At 36.6% G+C, this 20,177-nt stretch carries 21 protein-coding genes; 19 read left to right on the top strand and 2 right to left on the bottom strand.

All coding sequences use genetic code 11. The features are described 5' to 3' along the window. Positions 1 to 69: 69 nt before the first annotated feature. On the top strand, positions 70 to 288 hold the full coding sequence (locus BGC7_RS12495) for a helix-turn-helix domain-containing protein (protein ID WP_050701937.1): 219 nt from the start codon (positions 70 to 72) through the stop codon (positions 286 to 288). 5 nt (positions 289 to 293) lie between these two features. On the opposite strand, the gene BGC7_RS12490 is transcribed toward BGC7_RS12495, so the two are convergent. After that, positions 294 to 521, bottom strand: a complete 228-nt coding sequence (locus tag BGC7_RS12490; protein WP_050701936.1) for a hypothetical protein — start codon at positions 519 to 521, stop codon at positions 294 to 296. A 108-nt stretch (positions 522 to 629) separates the two neighbouring features. On the opposite strand from BGC7_RS12490, the gene BGC7_RS12485 reads away from it, so the two are divergent. The 4 genes from BGC7_RS12485 to BGC7_RS12470 all read left to right on the top strand — a co-directional run bounded on the left by BGC7_RS12485 (position 630) and on the right by BGC7_RS12470 (position 5,706). Next, positions 630 to 1,250 carry a recombinase family protein gene (locus tag BGC7_RS12485; protein ID WP_050701935.1) on the top strand — a complete coding sequence of 207 codons (621 nt, stop codon included), beginning with the start codon at positions 630 to 632 and terminating at the stop codon, positions 1,248 to 1,250. Positions 1,251 to 1,855: 605 nt separating this feature from the next. After that, on the top strand, positions 1,856 to 3,463 hold the full coding sequence (locus BGC7_RS12480) for a recombinase family protein (RefSeq protein ID WP_082206704.1): 1,608 nt from the start codon (positions 1,856 to 1,858) through the stop codon (positions 3,461 to 3,463). Positions 3,464 to 3,588: 125 nt separating this feature from the next. Beyond that, the gene (locus tag BGC7_RS12475; protein WP_050701934.1) at positions 3,589 to 4,755 is read left to right on the top strand and encodes a site-specific integrase; all 1,167 of its coding nucleotides are present in this window, start codon (positions 3,589 to 3,591) and stop codon (positions 4,753 to 4,755) included. 18 nt (positions 4,756 to 4,773) lie between these two features. Then, positions 4,774 to 5,706, top strand: coding sequence for a hypothetical protein (locus tag BGC7_RS12470; RefSeq protein ID WP_050701933.1), 933 nt, complete (start codon positions 4,774 to 4,776; stop codon positions 5,704 to 5,706). A gap of 68 nt (positions 5,707 to 5,774) precedes the next feature. On the opposite strand, the gene BGC7_RS18195 is transcribed toward BGC7_RS12470, so the two are convergent. Beyond that, a complete protein-coding gene (locus BGC7_RS18195; protein WP_255351474.1) occupies positions 5,775 to 5,897 on the bottom strand; it encodes a hypothetical protein in 123 nt (40 codons plus the stop codon). 27 nt (positions 5,898 to 5,924) lie between these two features. On the opposite strand from BGC7_RS18195, the gene BGC7_RS12465 reads away from it, so the two are divergent. The 14 genes from BGC7_RS12465 (at position 5,925) to BGC7_RS12395 (ending at position 20,175) form a co-directional block, all read left to right on the top strand. After that, on the top strand, positions 5,925 to 6,230 hold the full coding sequence (locus tag BGC7_RS12465) for a helix-turn-helix domain-containing protein (RefSeq protein ID WP_050702075.1): 306 nt from the start codon (positions 5,925 to 5,927) through the stop codon (positions 6,228 to 6,230). A gap of 2 nt (positions 6,231 to 6,232) precedes the next feature. Further along, on the top strand, positions 6,233 to 7,762 hold the full coding sequence (locus BGC7_RS12460; protein WP_050701932.1) for a DNA primase family protein: 1,530 nt from the start codon (positions 6,233 to 6,235) through the stop codon (positions 7,760 to 7,762). Between the two features lie 82 nt (positions 7,763 to 7,844). After that, positions 7,845 to 8,327, top strand: a complete 483-nt coding sequence (locus tag BGC7_RS17915) for a hypothetical protein (protein ID WP_157258719.1) — start codon at positions 7,845 to 7,847, stop codon at positions 8,325 to 8,327. A gap of 9 nt (positions 8,328 to 8,336) precedes the next feature. Then, positions 8,337 to 9,323 carry a DUF6371 domain-containing protein gene (locus tag BGC7_RS12445; protein WP_050701929.1) on the top strand — a complete coding sequence of 329 codons (987 nt, stop codon included), beginning with the start codon at positions 8,337 to 8,339 and terminating at the stop codon, positions 9,321 to 9,323. 250 nt (positions 9,324 to 9,573) lie between these two features. Then, on the top strand, positions 9,574 to 10,773 hold the full coding sequence (locus tag BGC7_RS12440) for a WG repeat-containing protein (RefSeq protein WP_157258718.1): 1,200 nt from the start codon (positions 9,574 to 9,576) through the stop codon (positions 10,771 to 10,773). A 745-nt stretch (positions 10,774 to 11,518) separates the two neighbouring features. Next, positions 11,519 to 12,922, top strand: coding sequence for a site-specific integrase (locus BGC7_RS12435; protein WP_050702074.1), 1,404 nt, complete (start codon positions 11,519 to 11,521; stop codon positions 12,920 to 12,922). 56 nt (positions 12,923 to 12,978) lie between these two features. Continuing rightward, complete coding sequence (locus tag BGC7_RS12430) at positions 12,979 to 13,758, top strand: hypothetical protein (protein ID WP_050701927.1); 780 nt, start codon at positions 12,979 to 12,981, stop codon at positions 13,756 to 13,758. Between the two features lie 138 nt (positions 13,759 to 13,896). Continuing rightward, positions 13,897 to 14,205: a helix-turn-helix transcriptional regulator gene (locus BGC7_RS12425; RefSeq protein WP_050701926.1), complete on the top strand. Its 309-nt coding sequence runs from the start codon at positions 13,897 to 13,899 to the stop codon at positions 14,203 to 14,205. Continuing rightward, on the top strand, positions 14,195 to 15,385 hold the full coding sequence (locus BGC7_RS12420) for a primase-helicase family protein (RefSeq protein ID WP_050701925.1): 1,191 nt from the start codon (positions 14,195 to 14,197) through the stop codon (positions 15,383 to 15,385). Before BGC7_RS12425 ends, BGC7_RS12420 begins: the two co-directional genes overlap by 11 nt. Positions 15,386 to 15,581: 196 nt before the next feature. Continuing rightward, entirely contained in the window at positions 15,582 to 16,517 is a 936-nt protein-coding gene (locus tag BGC7_RS12415) for a toprim domain-containing protein (RefSeq protein WP_050701924.1), read from the top strand. 165 nt (positions 16,518 to 16,682) lie between these two features. Then, on the top strand, positions 16,683 to 17,045 hold the full coding sequence (gene mobC / locus BGC7_RS12410; protein WP_242034355.1) for a plasmid mobilization protein: 363 nt from the start codon (positions 16,683 to 16,685) through the stop codon (positions 17,043 to 17,045). Beyond that, on the top strand, positions 17,042 to 18,010 hold the full coding sequence (locus BGC7_RS12405; RefSeq protein WP_050701923.1) for a relaxase/mobilization nuclease domain-containing protein: 969 nt from the start codon (positions 17,042 to 17,044) through the stop codon (positions 18,008 to 18,010). The genes mobC and BGC7_RS12405 overlap by 4 nt, the downstream gene beginning before the upstream one ends. A 25-nt stretch (positions 18,011 to 18,035) precedes the next feature. Continuing rightward, positions 18,036 to 18,614, top strand: a complete 579-nt coding sequence (locus tag BGC7_RS12400; RefSeq protein WP_050701922.1) for a hypothetical protein — start codon at positions 18,036 to 18,038, stop codon at positions 18,612 to 18,614. A 391-nt stretch (positions 18,615 to 19,005) separates the two neighbouring features. Further along, positions 19,006 to 20,175, top strand: coding sequence for a T9SS type A sorting domain-containing protein (locus tag BGC7_RS12395; protein ID WP_050701921.1), 1,170 nt, complete (start codon positions 19,006 to 19,008; stop codon positions 20,173 to 20,175). Positions 20,176 to 20,177: the final 2 nt, after the last annotated feature.

The following is a 20,177-nucleotide window of genomic DNA, read 5'->3' as shown; positions in this document are numbered from 1 at the left end:
CATAAATGATAACTACTTGCGAAGATAATAGCATTTTCTTTAGTTATCAAATATGATAATTAAAGAATTATGAATAAAGAAGATTTGTTGATTGCTATAGGTAAGAATATCAAAAAGATACGAGAAGAAAAAAATATTAGTCAAGCAGAACTTGCAGCAAGATGTAACTATGAAAAGTCTAATATGAGTAGGATTGAATCGGGAAAAACGAACCTTACTATTGGTACATTGCTGAACATTGCTGAATCATTAGATACAACAATTATACATATCATTGATATAAAATAGAACCTTTATGCAGAACGTTTCTTTTGTTGTAGCACACCTTTTCTAATCACTGCCTTATCATTAACATACTTTTCATTCAATCTACGATTATATAGAGTTTGTAGCGCTATTCCTATATCCTCTTTGCTTAAAGTGTCATAGATAGCTTGTATGCTACCAAAATAGTAATGTCTATCAGTAGCCAATATATGAACATGGATAACCTGTCTTTGTTGTAATTCTTTTTCTTTCATTCTACAAATATATACAAAATAGTAAATATAATTAAAATAACTACTTTTACATTTGGTAAATATACTTAATATAATTACTTATGATTAGTAATCATAAATGATAATAGAATGAAACGAGTAGTTATATATGCAAGGGTATCAACTTTAAATCAGGACTTCAATAGACAGATAAATGACCTGACTGATTTTGCAAAACGAAATGATATGATAGTAGATTGTGTATTTGCAGAAAAAGTTAGTGGGACTAAACGCCAAGAAGAAAGACCTGAACTATTGCGTATGATTGATTATGTTAATTCTAACAAGATAGAAAAGGTTTTAGTTAGTGAAGTATCACGCTTGCATCGAACGCAATTAGGGTTACTTGAAACCATTTCATTACTTAATGAGAACAAAATATCTGTGTATATTCAAAATCTTAATATTGAAACTCTGACAGAAGATAAGAAAGTTAATCCAATGGCTCAGTTATTAGTTTCTTTATTATCTGAAATAGCTAACCTTGAAAAAGGTAATATCAGGGAGCGTATGCAATCAGGATATAAGGCTCACTTAGCTAAAGGTCTTTCTGTCGGTCGTAAAATTGGTTACAGAAAAGATAATGAAGCAATGAAAGAGGAATATACAGAAGACATTAAACTTTTGAGAAAAGGATACAGCCTAAGAAATATACAAAAAATTACAGGTACCAGTGTAAATACATTGCGTAAAGTAAAAGCCATAATGTAACAATAGGGTAGGTATACCATGCCCCCACCCCTACCTACGTATCCACCTGACTAAAAGATTAGAAAACACTACCCCCTAAAATCGAGTACATTATCTTGCGTAAATCTCTCTTCAAAAATTTCAGAAAAATTTTTAACAAAATTTGGGAATTGATTTTAATAATAGTATAATTGCAAAAAAGTAATCAAAAAACAGCATTATGAATAATCTGCTCTCAGTGGAAACATTGGGGGATAGGCTTGTATTGCTGTTTTTTTATTTGTGTTAGATATTGGTTATAGTAAAAATAATGATTAAAATAAAATGTATGTAATGATATATAAGGGATTTATACAAGAATGTAGATTGTTTAAGAACGCACTTTGAGGCGTTAGTCTATGATAAACCCAGACGCTTACTTGTAGCGAATACAGGTGCAAAAATAAAGATAGTAAAATCTTTATCGATGTTAAGTTTAGAAACATGTAAGAGTATTGTAAATGAAGGTAAAAGAAAATACACAAACGAAGAGATAAAGGAAATAAGAGAGTTTTTATATCTTCTTGCTAATCTGCAAGTTGAACAGGGAGAATACGATAATAATAATGAATTAAATTAAGAGAAATATGAATGTAATAATATATTGTCGCGTAAGTAGTGACGAACAAGCAAAAGGATGTAGTTTAGATTATCAAGAGAAAGCGATGAGAGAGTTTTGTAGAAAGAATCAACATAATGTAGTTGATTGTTATAGAGAGGATGAGAGCGGAAAAGATTTTGCACGTAGACCTGAGATTCAGAAAGTCATGAAATTTTGTAAATCGAATAAAAATAAGGTAGATTTAGTTCTATTCTTGAAATGGAATAGATACTCAAGAAATATGCAAGAGGGGTTAAACAATATAGCCTTCTTTAAAAAGCTTGATATAAGAGTAAATGCAGTAGAGCAATATTTGAATTGGGAAGACAACCATTCTAAAATAATGTTAGCAGTATATCTAAGTGAAGCCGAAGTTGATAATGATAATAGGTCGGATGGAACAAAAGATGGAATTCACCAGTCATTGGAGAGAGGAATATGTGCGAATAAAGCACCAAGAGGGTATAAGAATGTAAAAATTGATGATTATAACAAATACGTAGAAATAGATAGAGTGAAAGCACCTATAATACAATGGGTGTTTTCAGAAGTTGCTAAAGGTACTCAATCTCCAAACTATATAAGAAAATTGGTTGAAAGAAAGTATAATTGGAAGATAAACAAAAATTCATTTATGGATATGCTTAGAAACCGTTTCTATATTGGTAAAGTACGAGTGCCTGAATATAAAGGTATTCCTGAACATTATGTTGATGGAAGACATGATGCTATTATAGATAAAACGATTTTTGAGAAAGTACAAGAGGTTATAGATGGCAAAAAGAAAGGTTCTCCAAAACTATCAAGAAAAATAAACCCTGATTTATTTCTAAGAAAATTTATTTGCTGTCCTGTTTGTGGTAAATCAATTACAGGTGCTACAAGTTCAGGTAATGGTGGAAAATATACTTATTACAACTGTAGCGTTGATGCAAAACATTTTAGATGTCGGGCAGAAGAAGCAAACGAATTGTTTGCTAAATACCTATCTTCTTTAAAACCAAACGAACCTATTTTAAGACTATATAAAGAGGTTTTAAAGGATATTAGACAAGATGGGAAGTTAGATATTCAGAAGCAGATAGAAGGTCACAAAGACGAGATATTGAAGATGAAAGAACGTTTGTATAATCTTGAAGATAAATATTTAGATGCTGATATAGATAAAGAAACCTACTATAGTGCCAAAGAAAGGTTTAACAAAAACATAGATATGCTTGAAGAAAAGATAGATATTCTTGAAAACCCTAACCGTGCAAATATCGAACCTAAACTAACATCCTCTATTGACCTGATAAACAATATGGATTACTATATTCGAGATGCTAAAGTAGAAGTGAAATGTAAGCTGATAAGTTCGATTTTTCCCGAAAAAGTCGTATTTGATGGAAAAGCATATCGAACCAATTCTTTGAATAAAGTTTTAGATTTAATCTATCAGCAAACCAATGAATTGCGGGGAAAGAAAAATGGGAAAAACTCAAATAATTCGAGTTTTTCCCACTTAGTACCCAGAGCCAGTACAAAACCTGCAAATCATAAGAAAACAAAAGAAGTTAACATCCTTAATAATCAGCTAATTGTTGTTTTATAAACAATCTGCATTTTCCTATAATTACCCTTGTTTTGCTAATATTTGCACCTTATTTGCGCCCCAATAAAATCTTTTTATTACCTTTGTATATAAAGGAAAACATAAGATAAACAATAAGTTACATCATGGCAAAAAATGACAGCAAAGTAACAGACAACCCCAAATTAAAGCAAAAAAAGCTTTCAGACGGACAATTGTCATTGTACTTAGAGTATTATTTGGGCTATTCTAAGGTTGAGGATAAGGTAAAGATTGACCGAAGAAAAGAATCTCTAAACCTGTATATTTGGGCTACACCTCGCACAACAGAAGAACGTTTAACTAATAAAGAAACTTTAGAGTTAGCAAAAAAGATTAGGAACGAACGAGAGCAAGAGTTAAGAGAAGGAAAGTTAGGATACAGACTATCAAAGGCTAAAAATGTGAATTTCCTTGACTATTTCCAAACCTACATCGACAACTACACCAAGAAAGATGTTAGAATGCTGATAATAGCCCTCAACCGTTTCAAAGATTTTCTTTCAATAGAGTACCCTGTATTTAGAACTTCTATAAAGCCTGAACAGTTAAGCAAAGATATGATGTTGTCTTTTGTGGAATACTTGCAAAGCAGAAGTAAAGGTGAGGGAGCAAAGAGTATATTTCAACGGTTTAAAAAAGCGGTTTCTTATGCCGTTGAACACGATGTAATAATGAAAAACCCTTGTAAAGGGGTGCAATGCAAGGTTGATGAACAAATTTTAAGAAAAGACGTGCTGAGCGTTGAGGAAATGCAACAACTAATAAGCACCACCTACACGGAGCAAAACCAAGATGTAAGACGAGCGTTTATTTTGTGCCTATATGCAGGAATACGCTTTTGTGATGTAGTGGAGTTGAGGTATGGCAACGTGGATTACTCAAACCGTTTGCTAAAGTTTGAGCAATCTAAAACCAAAGGCGGTAGCTCAAGCAGTGGTGTCGTAGTACCTCTTAACGACAGCCTAATTTCATTGATAGGCAAGCCTTCAACAGAGGGGGCTAAAAATGAAAAAATATTTAACCTGCCAAGCCATACAATGTGCTTAAAAGCGTTGAGACGTTGGACTGCCCGTGCCGGTATTGATAAGCACATAACGTGGCATAGTGCCCGTCACTCTTTTGCGGTTAATATCCTCAACAATGGAGCTAATATGAAAACCGTTGCAAGCCTTTTGGGGCATAGTGGACTGAAACACACGGAAAAATACACACGAGCAGTAGATAGTTTGAAAGAGGCTGCAATAAACAGCTTGCCGACATTGGAATTATAAAATCATATCTTTTGAGTTATGGGACATATAGCAAATATGGGGCATAGTTTAGATGCAATTAAATACATAGTAGATTTACACGTAGCAATAGGATCATCACCATTCGTAGATATTCATATAAAAGAAACATATCCTTTTTTTGATGAGGATGCTTATAAACAGGAGGTGGAAGATTATCTTATAAAACACAACAATGATGTCTTGACGAGAATATTGAAGCAGCACTTATCCACATGTGAACAAATCATTGAAGAATGGGAAGGACGATTAGAATTATGGGAAGCGCGCTCACGATTAACAGATAAAGAAAATGGTGTAGATATAGACAGTAATGTCTTTTATGACATTTATTGCATTTTAGGAGGGAAAAGAAATAATATCCGACATTTTTACGGTGATATAATGCTTCTGAGAAATAAGAACGGAAAGATAGAGGAGAGAAATCCGTTTATGCCATTTACATTGTTTGATAAGTCTTGGAGTGAGTATAATCCTGAAATACGATCAATACCAGATACAGATAAAAAAACATTGACTGTGCATTTAGTACGTAATGCAGAGTATATAAGACGTTTTTTGAGCGAATCTGTTGTTAGCAAGGTGGAAGGTGTACAGGCGATAGAAAAGCCTCTACAACAAATGATAATTCCTAAAAATGTTTTGACATGGCTGCAAGAAAGCATTTGCACCAATGGTAAAACTTATATTGAAGATGCAACGGCGAAACGTTTTAAATGGCTACAAAATAAGCAACTTGCAAGGGAGTTGCTAACACACGAGAAAATAAAAGGTAGCCTAACCAACGCAGAAGTAGAACGACAAACTCCCTATATTTTTATTTATCAAGAAACAAACATCCCTCTAAGATTGGCTAAAAACAAGTATGCAGCAAGTATCGATAGCGAAAAATTAAGAGATTATTTAGCGACTCTGCAAGTGGCTGATTTATAACATATAAGTCTATGTGCGACCATTGGGCGACCTGCCGCAGGTCGCTTTTTCTTTTGATAATCACTTTGTTACGATTGCTTCATGTGCTTACCTTTGCCCTTGTTAGTTAATGCTTGTGGAGTTACAGCCACCCCCATTGACAACATGGCAAGGGAGGGGAAGTCTGTAACCTTACCCCATACCACCACCAATCCATAAATAAATTTTGAATTATGGAAATCGAGAAAAGATTAGAAGCAGTTGAGGAAACCATAAAAATGACAGGATTAGTCACTAAAGAAGTGCTTACGTTTGCAGAGGCAGCACAATTTACAGGACTTTCAAAAAGCTACTTGTATAAATTAACAAGTGGGCAGAAAATACCACACTACAAACCAAGCGGTAAATTGTGTTATTTCAATCGTATAGAATTGGAAACATGGCTAACACAAAATCGTATAAGCACCTCAGCGGAAATAGAGGAACAGGCACAAACGTTTTGTATGCAAAATAAGTTAGGCAAACATTCAAAAGGTAGGAGGTGAATATGGCTAACAATGAAGTAAATAATGGGATGAAGAATCTTCATCCCAACTTTGATTATAGCAAAATTACTCCCGATGTTATCAAAGCTGAAATGTTGCAGTTGATGTCTGAACCACCACGAAAAACAAAAGCTAATATTCTTAAATCACTACTTGAGCAAGTACAGCCGATTGATTTTGTAGAAATGCAATACCCAAATTTACCAGCCGAAGAACGTAAGGAGAAAAAAGTAAATCGTTCCGAAATCAGAGTTTTGACATTAGACGAAATTTTAAAAATCGCACAGGCGAATAATTGGGCGTTGTGTAAGCAAGGCGGGTTTTGTTACTTATATAATGGAGCATATTGGGAAATACTTAACGAAGACGATTTAAAACATTTTCTTTCAGACTGTGCCAAAGCAATGGGCTTGCGACAAACACTTGCTGATGATTACAAATTTGTCAAAGAACTTTATGAGCAATTCTTATTTTCAGCACACTTGCAGCCTCCCGAATATGACAACGATACAGTTTTAATCAATTTAGCGAATGGAACATTTCGTATAAGCACTCAAAAACAGGAACTTATCTCTTTTTCGGCGACACATTTCTTAACCTATCAACTACCTTTTGAGTATGATAAACAAGCTACTTGTCCAATATTTACTCAATACCTAAACCGTGTTTTGCCCGATAAAGCAGCACAAGCAGTTTTGGCAGAATATGCAGGGTATTTGTTTATACGGCACGGTAGCGGATTGAAATTTGAAAAATGTCTAATCCTTTATGGTAGTGGTGCAAATGGGAAGTCAGTATTTTTTGAAGTATTGACGGCGTTGCTAGGACGTGAAAACGTAAGTACTTACACGCTTTTCGAACTTACGGACAAAACAGGTTACTATCGGGCTGAAATTGCAAATAAGCTACTGAATTACGCAAGCGAAATCAGCCGAGAAATGAATACCGATTTGTTTAAAAAACTTGCAAGCGGCGAAACGTTTACCGCACGAAGTCCATACGGAAAGCCTTTTGAAGTACAGAATTATGCAAAAATGATTTTCAACGCAAACGAATTGCCAAAAGATACTGAACAAACAAATGCTTTTTTCCGTAGGTTTTTAATTGTGCCGTTTCTTGAGACGATACCCGAAGCAGAGCAAGACAAAGAACTACATCGAAAAATTATTAATAATGAGCTTGCAGGAGTATTCTTGTGGGTACTTGATGGCTTGCAAAGGCTCTTATCAAACAAAAAGTTTACAGACTGCCACGCCGTTACCGAAATATTGAAACAATATCAAGCCGAAAGCGACAGCGTGCAAATGTTTTTGAGTGACAATGATTATCAATCAAGCAATAGCGAAACACGTTTGTTAAGAGAGCTTTACAGTGAATATAAAATGTATTGCAGTAATGATGGATATCGTGTATGTAGTAATAGAACTTTTGCTGATAGGTTGCGGAAGAAGCAATTTAATATCTATAAAAGCGGCGAAAGGCATGTTTATATTGAAAAATCAAACAAATACATTATTGAAAAGAGTTTTTAATCAAAGTCCAAATCGTCCGTATCGTCCTAAAAATATAAAAGTTGGGCGATACGGACTGATTGGACGGTAAAATCAAACAAATATGAAAAAGTCAAATAAAAATTATAATAAACAACTTACTGAACTACTAGACGAAGTACAGATTTTAGATGACCTTGGATTATGCAGGCTTATTTGCGATTACTATTCCAAATATGAAAGCCCAATTTATCCCTGCCATCCCGAACTTTTCAAAATGGCAGTATTATCAAATGAGGGACATAAAATTTATTGCACATTATCTCAAAATTGGGAAAATCGTGTCCCATATAGGCGAATGGCTACTTTTTCGATGGACTTAAATTTTAAGACATTGGTTTTTGCCGCTTCTTGGGATGGGTTTAGTACGATGGCGAGACGTATAGAAAATTTAGCAACAAAATGTACATTAAAAGTATTTGCAGTAAAAAATAGAGATGAAGATTTGAATAAAGAAGTCATTCTGCAATTGATTGATTGGATAGAAAACGATACTATCCCTGCTGAATGGGTAGAAGAGGTCAAATACAAAACCATAAAACGTTAATTCTTTGACATGAAAAAATATAGATATTCGCTTGATAAAAGCAGTAAAAAATATATTTGCCCAAAATGTAGACGTAAAGTCTTTGTAGTATATATTGACAACAATATAGGCAACCCGTTACACTCAACCGTAGGCAAATGCGATCGTTCCGACAATTGTGGATACCACTATGCACCGAAACAGTATTTTATCGACAATCATATTTCTTGCGATAGCAAAAAGGAATATCTACAACGTTCGAATCCAACGCATAAGCCTAAGCCCTCTTTTATTGATATAGAGTCATTAAAAAAAACTTTATCGAATTACGAGCAAAACCAATTTGTCCAATGGTTGGCGGGGATAGTTGGTGAGGAGCAGACACGTGAAGCAATCGAGCGTTATTTTGTTGGGACTTCGCGAAACGGCGGCACTTGCTTTTGGCAAATCGACCTGCAAAGGAAAATACGAACGGGGAAAATTATTGTGTATGGCGAGGATGGACACCGACGTAAAGATATTCTGCCGCCGGTACAATGGGCACATAAAGTTTTGGGAGCAAACTTCATCCTTTCTCAATGCTTGTTTGGCGAACATCTTTTACATGATGCTACGAAAAAGGTTGCGATTGTTGAAAGCGAAAAAACGGCGATAATAGCAAGTATTTATTTACCTGATATGATATGGCTTGCTTGTGGTGGAAGCGAGGGATTGAACTTCGATAGATGCTCTGTATTGAAAGGGCGAAATGTAGTACTCTTTCCCGATAGTGGGCAATATGATAAATGGAGCGCAAAGGCAAAAGGGTTATCAAGAATATGTACCGTCTCCGCTTCTTCACTGATTGAAAAGCAAGCCACTGAACAGGAACAGGAAGCGGGCTTTGATATTGCCGATTATCTTATACGATTTTCACCTCAACAATTAGAACTAACTGACCTTGTTTTTTCAAAAAAAATATTTGTACCTTTATCGTCAATAGAAAATCAATTTATTAAGAAACAGATATATATATAAAACATTAACATATTGGATAAGCATTAGCTATCTTCTTGCGTCCCGAAACTTCGACACTTTCTGATGCAGACAAGAGTAAGCAAATGTCCACTATACGTGGGCTTTACTTGTTATTTGTCTGCAAAGGTTGTCGAAGACCCCGGGAGCAAATAGCGGTTTAGTCCACGTTCTTTTTGTGGGTATACTTAATAGTATGGCGATATTGGTAACGGCTTACCTTTTTCATTTAATAACTTTAATAATAATGAATATGAAAACAATTAGTTCTATTCCACTCTTATTGTTGCTATTGGTCATTGCGCCTTTATGCACTTACTCACAATCGGACGCAAATATTAAGCCAATTAAGTCTTCATCGGGTGAAAAATGGGGCTATCAAGATGCACTTGGTAATTGGGTAATCCAGCCACAATTCTATTTCGCAAATGAATTTGACAATAATGAGATTGCAATTGTTATCATTGAAAAGGGAAAAAATGCCGAGTCTATTTATGATTATTCGTCTATGTTTATTGACCTTAACGGAAATCCTATTATTAAATACAGAAGTTCTGTCCCACATTTCCATATGAATAAGCGATATGATGAAGCTCTTAAAACAGTAATGAAGCGCAAGGTAAAAGGATTGTATGATGATGTATATAGACAATTAGCTAAAGCTGACTCTATTATTAATCAAAAAATATTACAAGATAAGAGAGAGCAAGAGATAATACAAGAAAGAGAACAAGCTCGGCAGGATAGTATTCTAATGGTACAACGCGAGCAAAAAAGGCTCGCAGATAGTATTATGATGGTCAAAAAGAGGCGAACGGATAGTATTCGACAGGCACAAGAGAATAGGATAAATGCAATGCCGTCTCTGGAGGAAGGTATTTCTCTCCATAAAATCAAGGTTACAGGTCATGGTCTTTTATTAAGTAAAGACAAGACTTGGAGAGAGTATACAATTAGGATGGATGATTTTAATCGGATTCTCATAACTTATGAGGGAAATACAAGAGTGCGAGGCGAGTTAGATGTATTGAAAGTAATATACGAATCCGATTGGAAATTATTGTCAGATGACTTATTTCATAGTGTAGAGATCGCGAAAGCGACGACAGAAATATCTCGGGGCGCACGTACTAAAAAGTTCGGCGTATTTTCGTTTCTTTTCACGCTAAATCTTGATGACCTCGACAAAGTATTCACGGATGAAGAAACACTACTGACTGTGCAAAATTCCATATCTCAAATTGAAAGGTACATAACATCATTTATAAATCATTATAAAGGTGCTGCCCATATAGTTGAACCACTGTTTCAAATGCACCCAAATGACAGAAGTGGTATTTCGGTAGGTATAATTGAAAAACAGGGCAGCAAGGAGGGGATTGAAATTGGTAATGCTAAACGTATGTGTGCCGAAGCGAGAAAAAAACTCGACGCAAAGAAGGCTATTGAATAAATTGATTAGGTTTCCGAAAATCCCTTTGAAAATTTTTTACGATGTTCCTGTGGCTTGGAGGTTGGTCAGCCGCCGACCCCCTGCCGCCTGTTTGGATTTCAATATTCGCAACTTGCCGCCGAAACTTTAATAAATAGCCTTTGTGAGCATATATTTCTGCGGCTGGGAGTCCAACCTTTAACGGTTATTAGGGCAAAAAGGGGCAAAGAAACACAATGTTTAGTTGTAGTGAATTGACATCTAGGTAATTACGCCTAATCTCCTGCGGGTGAGCATTCTACATTGTTATTGGTCAGAAATTGATGCTAAAGACCGTTCTTGCTATGTTCTATTTACTGTTTTGATTGTATAAAGTCAGGTAGTGAAAATTTTATGGCGTTGGAAAAAGCCGCAAAAAGCAGGACAAGAACAAAAAATGATTGTATTTGGAAAAGTTGGATTCTGATACTTGGTTAAAATTTGCACCCTATTTGCGCCCTGGCAAAATCAAAACACCTGTTAATCAAATAATTAACAGGTGTTTATTGTACCCAGATCCGGTTTTACATAGTCAAAATATAACGAATTAGATTAAATCGAAAATAACATATAAACATTTGATTTACTGCTATTAGGATTTGATTTTGATTGAATGTGTTTGGATGTAATTTTTGTTGTTTTTATAAAATGCGGACACATTGCGGACACAGAATATTGTTTTTCCGAATCTTTTCTTCTACATTTGAAGAAACAAAAATCCACAGCTATGGCTCAAACAAACTACTATCTGGGAAAGACAACTAACAGTGCCGGAGAATCAGAAATAAGTCTACGATTATATGTTTCCCGTGACATTCGTATTCGTGTAGGTTCCGGCATTTGGATTGACCGTAAACGTTGGGGGAAGAAGAACGATATTAATATCCCCCTAATACAAGGTGTTGAACGAGAAGTGCTCCTTGATAAGCGTTCCAAACTTAAAGTATTGACAGATTTCCTTGAAAATATTATTAATACCAACGAGAATAAAAGTGCCATTGACAGAAGCTTTATTGAAAAACAAATCAAGAAATTCCATAAACCGACGCGCAAAGCTGCCGAACAAGCAGACGATTCGTTTTTCGGGATTATGGAAAAGTACCTTGCTACACACAAGTTGTCAGAATCACGCCGTAAAAATTTCAAGGTCATTATCCGAAGTATACGCCGTTTTGAATTATACAAGCGTAAAAGTACGAGAGGATATAAGATAACATTTACAAATCTAACCCCCGAGACCCTTAGAGAAATAGAATATTATCTTAGAAACGAAAAAGAAGCTTTCTTGAAATACCCGGATATATATGATCAAATCCCATATTCAATAAAGGAAACCAATAAAACTCCAACACGTAAACGCCCACCGATCTTAGACGAGGAAGGAAACGAAGTACCAAAAGGTATGCCTAAATCGAGAGGGCAAAACTCCGTTGCCGATATGTTAAACCGCTTTCGTTCCTTCATTATATGGACTAATGATAACGGTTACACGGCTAATAACCCGTTCAAGAAGTTCGCAATAGGTGATATAGTGTACGGGACACCTATATACATAAGCAACGAAGAGAGAAAAAGGCTATATGAAACCGATATGAGTGATAATCCGGTATTAGCAACACAAAGAGATATCTTTATTTTCCAATGCCTTATTGGTTGTCGGGTCAGTGATTTAATAAAAATGACTCATAAAAATATAATTGATAATTCAATAGAATATATACCGCGTAAAACCAAAGAAGAAAGGCCCATTACAGTACGTGTTCCACTCAATCAAACAGCATTGGAAATTATTGAAAGATATAATGATCCGGCAAGAGTAGCTTTGTTCCCTTTTTATACAGAACAGAAATACAATGTAAAAATAAAAGAAGCTTTTAAACGAGCCGGGCTTGACCGTATGGTCACTACCATAAATCAAAAGACAAGGGAAGAAGAGCAAAAGCCTCTTTATGAGGTTGCATCTTCCCACATGGCTCGTCGTACATTCATAGGTAATATCTACAAGAAAGTCAAGGATCCCAATTTAGTCGGGGCATTAAGCGGACATAAAGAAGGCAGTAAAGCTTTCGGAAGGTACCGTACAATAGATGATGATATGAAAAAAGAATTAATAAACTTGTTGGACGATTAATTTTTTGTAAAATAATCGTATTTTTACTTTATATAATAACTTGTAGTCAGTTACCTATGGATTACCGGAAGATAAACAGTCATGTCATTTTACTACTGGTCGTTTTTATTGTCGGTGTGGCTATTGCCATGTTAAGCAGATTAATTATCCTTGATAAAGGTGTGGATACCGGTACGGCAAATATTATTTTTGTAATAATTCTAGGTGTATGTATTATAGCCTATCTGGTAATTATAGCAACTTTGGCTCATGTCATAGTTCCGTGGATTATGCAGAAACTCCCCGAACGCAAATATATTATCCCTTCAGAAGAACAACAGGCTACAGAAATTACTAATGAAAAAGAAAAACCGGAAGGAAAGGAACGGCAAGAAGAAGCACAAGCACTGCCCGAATTAACGCAAACCCAAGTGATAGAGACAATAAGGCAAAATTCTGAAAAACGTTATATTGAGAAATTGTCCGCACAAATCCGGACCTTCCAAGAATATACACATCTGACGATGGCTCCATATATAGCGGATGATGAATTATTACGGCTTGATGAATATATTGAATATTACGCCCGAGAAGAGTCTTTACCCAAAGATATAACACCTATCAAACCTAGAAAATTAAAGAACCCCGATATATTCCATTTCGGTTGGAATATGGCTCATTATTTTGAGATAGGCAAGAAATACGAAGTAGTTCCTTGGTTACAGGCTGTTTTTATAAACTTACAAGAATTGGAAGATTCATATATTAGAGGTAAGCTTCATGACTCAAAGACCCAGGAACATACCATTCCAAATATTGATAATATCCCTAAATTTTTAGAGAAACAGAGCCAATAAATCCGTCTAATCGGAGATAATAAAGAGATTTTTGAGAGATTCCAAGAGACTTTGTGCTCTGAAGAGTCTCTCTTTTTATTTGCCTCGGATTCGATCGAATCCAGAGATAAATAAAGTCTAATTAAAAAATTTCCGATTATGAATTACCGTGATTTATTGAATTCCGGGGAGAATGTCAGCGTTACAGTTAAACTGGAAGATTTACGCGAAGTGTTTAAAGAAATACTTGGTGGTTTAAAACTCTATCCGAAGAGTAATGTCCCTACCGAAGAATTTCTAAGCCGTAAAGAGGTCTTGAATATACTCAAAATCGACTCCTCTACACTATGGAACTGGGAGAAGACAGGCTATATCAGGTCTTTTCCCTTTGGTGGTAGAAAACGTTACAAGCGGGCAGATGTAGAAGCAATACGTACAGGCCGGAAAGGAGGGGAGCATGGCAAATAAAGAGAAATACCTCCGTGTTGGCACCACCTTATATAAGCTGGTGCATCGTCCCCTTATCAGTGGAGACTATATTGAAGAGAAGATTCCCTGGAGCTATGAAGTCCTTCGTCAGGATTATGGAAAGAACAATCTGCCCGATATTGAAAAATATGATGGTTTTTGTATTATCCCAAACCATACCGATTACAAGCAGGTCTATGGAACATACCTGAATCAATATGAGCCAATTAATCACACTATCGCTAAAGGCGAGTTCCCTTATATCCGAATGTTCCTAGAGCATATTTTTGAAGAGCAGCTAGAGTTGGGGCTGGATTATATTCAACTACTTTATACCCACCCTACTCAAATGTTGCCTATTCTTTTACTGGTTTCCAATGAAAGACAAACAGGAAAGACTACTTTCTTACGCTTCCTGAAAATGGTATTCGCTAAAAATGCCACATTTAATACAAACGAGGATTTTAAGAGCCAGTTTAATGCAGACTGGGCAAACCGACTGTTGATTTTGGTCGATGAGCTTTTATTAAATAAGATGGAAGATACCGAAAAGATCAAGAACCTGTCTACCGCAAGCGATTACAAAGTGGAGGCAAAAGGAAAAGACCGGAGAGAGATCGAGTTCTTTGCCAAGTTTGTACTGTGTTCGAATAACGAAAAGAATCCGATCATTATTCCGAAGGAAGAAGTCCGCTTTTGGGTTCGTAAGGTTAGGCCTGTAAAGAAGGACATTACTTCTCTAAGAAATTTGATGGCTAAAGAGATACCTTATTTTCTATACTTTTTACTTCATCGTGAGTTATCATCCCAACACGAATCCCGAATGTGGTTTAACCCTATATTATTGGAAACTCCTGCCCTAAATAAGATTAAGAAGTATAACTCCAGCAAGATAGAGATTGAAATGGCCTCCTACTGTAGTGATGTCATGGAACTGTCCGGGCTAAACACATTTCAGGGTTGCCCTAAAGATTTTCTCGATGTGATCCGCAATGCAGGGCTAAAAGCCGATGTCACCCAGATTCGGAATATACTGAAAGACAATTGGGGGCTTCGTTCCGATCGTAACAGCGACTATACCTTCTATTGGATTGGCATAGACGGAGAACTTATCCCAATGAAAAAGAAAGGGAGATTTTTAGTGATAGAAAAAAGCCTAGTAGACAAAGTTCTGTTGTAATGTTCTTTATGATTTATAATCAACTATAAATCAATGAAAACAATCAAGCAACAAGTCCACAACAAGCACACAACAAAAATGAACTTGTAGTAAAATAGATAAACTACTGCGGTTACCTGTGTTGGGAGCCTGTTGACCGTACAACTCATTTATTAACTGTGCAATAAGGTTATTGCACGACAAAACAACTAAAATTATGTCATTTGATAAGATAAAACAAATAAGTATCAGAGAATACTTGGATAGAATCGGAGTAAAACCCGCCAGAGAAAGTGAATATAAAGGTATGTATCATTCTCCGCTCAGAGAGGATAAGAATGCCAGCTTTAGTGTAGACTACATTCGCAATGTATGGTTCGATCATGGGCTTGGCGAAGGAGGAAGTATTATCGATCTGGTAGCACGGATAGAGAATTGTTCTATCGGAGAAGCTATATCCAAGCTGGAAAATCAAACCGGAGATAAACAATCCAATCCTTTTTCTTTTCATCGGAATACCATTCCTGATATAAAGGTCAATGAGAATAATACGACAAAGTCGAATATAGCTATACAAAACATTGTACCATTGTCACACCCATTATTACTACAATACCTGAAAGAGCGACAGATAGATATAAACATAGCCAAAAAGCAATGTGAAGAAATACATTATGCTGTAGATTCAAAGGAATATTACGCCATTGGCTTTCAGAACGACTCCGGAGGATATGTACTACGCAATAAATACTTCAAAGGCTGTACTTCCTCCGATATAACAACCCATACCAGTATCGACATGGGTAATAAAGAAGCTTGTCTTGTATTCGAAAGTTTTACTGACTACCTGTCTTATTTGACCCTGAAAAATCAGGATCGGCCCAAACAGGATGCCGTTATTCTAAACTCGGTGCATAACCTATCCAAAGCAATAGATTTTATCAAATCTCATAAACAGGTATATACCTATCTGGATAATGATGATGCCGGACGTAAAACAACCGAAGCGATAAAAGCAAACTGCTGGGAGAATACCGTCTCGGATCAGTCGACACACTATGCTAAATATAAAGATCTGAATGACTATTTGTCCGCAGTAAAACAGGTTCAAAAGCCCGTGAGAAAACAATCAAATCTGAGGATGAAACGATAAAAACACCTGTGGCAGATGTCCCTATGCGACTACAGGAATTTAGCGTAGCAAGTTTATGTTCCGGTCATACCGAAACCACTTGCTTTCCGCTTCCGTTGGTCGCAGAAAGGTAAACATCCCGCTGGTCTGAGGGGTATAATGATTTAAAACAAAAAGGAATAGAAAATGATGAAAGATTATAATCCAAATACAAAAAAAGGAGGTCGCCCTCCGAAAGCTTTTGGGCAGAAAAAGAGTTACCGTGTCAACCTCAAACTTATGACCGAAGAGTATTATTCGTTGATCGCCAAGGTTAGGAAATCCAATACAACTATCAGTAGTTTTATCCGCAGCTGCCTCCAAAAAGGTTATGTAAAAGAACGGCTTTCTGTGGAACAAACCGGATATATCCGCCAGCTTTCAGGCATGGCAAACAACCTGAACCAGATAGCCCGACAGGCAAATATACAAGGCTATACATCGGTCAGGACAGAATACCTTGATCTTGCCGCACAGATAGATGATATTATAAAAATGATAGCTCCATGATGGCAAAAATTGTAAAAGGCAAAGGTTTTAAAGGCTGTATCAATTATATCTTGGATAAGCAGAAGGAAACGATTCTGCTGGATGCACAGGGCGTAAGGCTTAAGAGCAAAGAATCAATTATTAGAAGCTTTGTCGTACAGGCAAAGCTGAATCCCGATCTGGCCGTAACCGTCGGGCATGTCTCCCTGAATTTCTCCGCTCAGGATAGAGATAAACTTAGCAATGAAATAATCATCAGGATTGCCAGGGAGTATATGCAGCGAATGGGGATAAAAGATACCCAGTATATTCTCGCTCGTCATTTCGACAAGGAGCATCCACACGTACACCTATGCTTCAACCGGGTGGACAATATGGGCAAAACCATATCCGACAGGAATGATAGGCTAAGGAGTGCCGATATGTGCAAGATACTGACCCGCAAACACAGCTTGTATTTCTCTCCGGGGAAAGATAATGTCAAAATGGACAGGCTCAAAGAGCCTGACAATACCAAATATGAGATATACCATGTGCTGAATAACCTTGTACCGAAGTGCAAAGATTGGAGCACGTTGCTATCTGAGTTGAAAAAGCAGGGGATTGAGACTAAATTCAAGCATAAGGGCAAGACCGATGAGATTCAGGGCGTGACCTTTACCAAGAACGGTTATTCTTTCACCGGATCTAAAATCGACCGGATGTTCAGCTACTCAAAGATTGATTGTCAGCTAAACCAGAATATAATCCAAAGCCATGCCGATGTACAATACAGAAGTAAAGATACCCAGCAAGCCCAACAACAAAAGGCCGGTACAGACGTAGGGCTTCTTGGAGCAGTAGGAGATATTCTGGATAGCATGTCACAATCAGGAAGCGGATGTATACCGCTACATGGAGATGATACCGAAGAAGAAGCTTTCCGTAACAGGATAGAATATGAAGAAAAGAAACGCCAGCGGAAAAAGAAGGGGATAAGAAGATAAGAGTATTAACTTAAAATGAAATAAAATGAGTGATATATCGACAGTAAGTGCCATGTTTGAAGAGATCAAACAGTACTTAAAAAAGCTTGATGCCAAAACATCGGAACAAAAAAACACACAGCCCACAAGTGCGAATGGCTTGGATAAAGTAGACATAACAGAATTAAAAGAAGTAATCAGCCATTCCGAGGATAAAATCATATCCGCAATAGAAGGTCTGAAAACGTGTTTCAGGAACGAGAAACGTAAGACGGAGCTTATCATCAGTCTTGATCCGAAGTCAACGCCGGGAGCTTTGGCTATTACGGGTTTGGTTATGCTGCTGATTATTGTCCTGTCCCTCTTCTATAAGCAGTGGGAGCAAAACGAGAAGCTCAAAGACAATGATCTGAAATACCGCTATGTGTCAATGAAAGGTGAGATAACTACCGATAAAATAGACTGGCTCGAAGGCTCTTTTCCTAATAACAAGGATAGCATCAAGGCTAAAGTTCTGGAATACGAAGATGCTGTTCAGAAGCAGTCAAAGGCTATCAAACGGAAAAACCTGAATGATGAAGAAATGAAAAATCTGAATCAGAAAATTGATAAACTGAAAGAATAACTTTACCTGAGAATAGAAAACCGGAATAGTCCCCGATAAAAAATATACGGGGACTATTTTTTATTATCCGAATTAATATGCCAATAATTGAGAGAGCAGTTTTCTCAAAAAGGAAACATGCTCTATAACATAACTTTTTATTAACATAAGTTCGGTAGATTAAGTTAATTTTAACTCGGAAACCAAAACATCAGAACACTTTTTATCTAGCAAAATCCTACTGCCTAATAGGTAATTTGATTAAATCGCAGTTTTTAATATAAATCTGAATATCGAAGGAATCAAAGATTAAAGCCAATTATCTATTATTATACAGACTATAAAATCAATAAATACAAGTTGCTTTATCCTTACAGGAAATATTATCAATATAAACTAAATATTGTGCCTAATGAAAAAAACTATATTGACCATACTTCTGGTGATGGGAATGACATTTCCCGTCTTCGGCCAGCTGAACAGTGTTCACAACCATTTCCGCCCCGGCGATATACTGATCAAGCAACAGGTCGAGTTTATCGATGCAGGAGATTCAGGAGTCAACAAACTCTGGGACTTCAGCAAAGTAAAGACCATCAATGATGAATATACCCTGACTTACAGTCTTCCTCCTTTACTGAATGACTCTGTCTATATCATGGGAGACATGTATTTCTTAAAGAAGGATATTCGGGATGATGAACTTATAGTAGGTACAGAACACAACACGATGTACTACTATCGCCTAACAAACGACTCCCTTTTGCAGTTAGGGCACGAGAACCCGACCATCAAGCTGGCATATACCTCTGCGATGCTACTGATGCAATATCCGTTAAATTACGGGCAAACAGTTGTTTCGGATTACAAGTCCAAAGGCATCTATTCGGCAACAGTAGATATGCAATCACAGGGAGTGATGGTTACTTCTGCCGATGCCTACGGCAAGATGATCTTTCCTTCGGGAGATACCATAAGCCCCGTACTCAGAGTAAAAACCATACAGACTATTTTAGATAAGTCGGCTTATACACAGAACCCTGAGAATATCGACCAGACTATCCAATCACAGGACAAAGGTATTCAACTGGAAACCTATCGCTGGTACAGCAAGGGTTACCGTTACCCTGTCTTTGAGACGGTAAGCAGTACCAACCTGAATGACAGTATAAGGATATTTGCTACCGCTTTCTACTTTCCTCCGCAGGACCACCTGTACTTGGATGCCGATCCGGAGAATCTAGCTTTATTGGACGAATTATGGAAAGAGCCGGAAAAAGATAATCAGACAAGCGATCCGACAGCCAAGACCGTTACTTTGGAAAGTCTGATGAATTGTAAGATTTATCCGAATCCGGTAGAATCGCAGATGAGTCTGGAATATGACCTGAAACAAGATGCCAAAGTAAGTTTCGAGCTATATTCAATTGAAGGTTTACCAATCCGGAAGGTCAAGGCTCAACAGAAGACCGCAGGACAATACACCGAAACAATCGATTGCTCAAGTCTCAGGCCAAACAGTTATATTCTGAGGATTACTGCAAACAATCTGTTTGTAAATGAAATAATTATTAAAAAGTAAAA

Source organism: Dysgonomonas sp. BGC7, from assembly GCF_001261735.1.
In the GTDB taxonomy this organism is placed as follows: Bacteria; Bacteroidota; Bacteroidia; order Bacteroidales; family Dysgonomonadaceae; genus Dysgonomonas.
This window is presented reverse-complemented; position numbering and strand designations above follow the sequence as displayed.

Excerpts from the sequence above, each read along its gene's own strand:
- BGC7_RS12490 (WP_050701936.1), bottom strand. The coding sequence starts at position 521 with ATGAAAGAAAAAGAATTACAACAAAGACAGGTTATCCATGTTCATATA.
- BGC7_RS12420 (WP_050701925.1), top strand. The coding sequence starts at position 14,195 with ATGGCAAATAAAGAGAAATACCTCCGTGTTGGCACCACCTTATATAAG.
- BGC7_RS12395 (WP_050701921.1), top strand. The coding sequence starts at position 19,006 with ATGAAAAAAACTATATTGACCATACTTCTGGTGATGGGAATGACATTT.
- BGC7_RS12400 (WP_050701922.1), top strand. The coding sequence starts at position 18,036 with ATGAGTGATATATCGACAGTAAGTGCCATGTTTGAAGAGATCAAACAG.
- BGC7_RS12480 (WP_082206704.1), top strand. The coding sequence starts at position 1,856 with ATGAATGTAATAATATATTGTCGCGTAAGTAGTGACGAACAAGCAAAA.
- BGC7_RS12485 (WP_050701935.1), top strand. The coding sequence starts at position 630 with ATGAAACGAGTAGTTATATATGCAAGGGTATCAACTTTAAATCAGGAC.
- BGC7_RS12435 (WP_050702074.1), top strand. The coding sequence starts at position 11,519 with ATGGCTCAAACAAACTACTATCTGGGAAAGACAACTAACAGTGCCGGA.
- BGC7_RS12460 (WP_050701932.1), top strand. The coding sequence starts at position 6,233 with ATGGCTAACAATGAAGTAAATAATGGGATGAAGAATCTTCATCCCAAC.
- BGC7_RS12425 (WP_050701926.1), top strand. The coding sequence starts at position 13,897 with ATGAATTACCGTGATTTATTGAATTCCGGGGAGAATGTCAGCGTTACA.
- BGC7_RS12470 (WP_050701933.1), top strand. The coding sequence starts at position 4,774 with ATGGGACATATAGCAAATATGGGGCATAGTTTAGATGCAATTAAATAC.
- BGC7_RS12440 (WP_157258718.1), top strand. The coding sequence starts at position 9,574 with ATGAAAACAATTAGTTCTATTCCACTCTTATTGTTGCTATTGGTCATT.
- BGC7_RS12405 (WP_050701923.1), top strand. The coding sequence starts at position 17,042 with ATGATGGCAAAAATTGTAAAAGGCAAAGGTTTTAAAGGCTGTATCAAT.
- BGC7_RS12430 (WP_050701927.1), top strand. The coding sequence starts at position 12,979 with ATGGATTACCGGAAGATAAACAGTCATGTCATTTTACTACTGGTCGTT.
- BGC7_RS12415 (WP_050701924.1), top strand. The coding sequence starts at position 15,582 with ATGTCATTTGATAAGATAAAACAAATAAGTATCAGAGAATACTTGGAT.
- BGC7_RS12475 (WP_050701934.1), top strand. The coding sequence starts at position 3,589 with ATGGCAAAAAATGACAGCAAAGTAACAGACAACCCCAAATTAAAGCAA.
- BGC7_RS12445 (WP_050701929.1), top strand. The coding sequence starts at position 8,337 with ATGAAAAAATATAGATATTCGCTTGATAAAAGCAGTAAAAAATATATT.
- mobC (WP_242034355.1), top strand. The coding sequence starts at position 16,683 with ATGATGAAAGATTATAATCCAAATACAAAAAAAGGAGGTCGCCCTCCG.
- BGC7_RS17915 (WP_157258719.1), top strand. The coding sequence starts at position 7,845 with ATGAAAAAGTCAAATAAAAATTATAATAAACAACTTACTGAACTACTA.
- BGC7_RS12495 (WP_050701937.1), top strand. The coding sequence starts at position 70 with ATGAATAAAGAAGATTTGTTGATTGCTATAGGTAAGAATATCAAAAAG.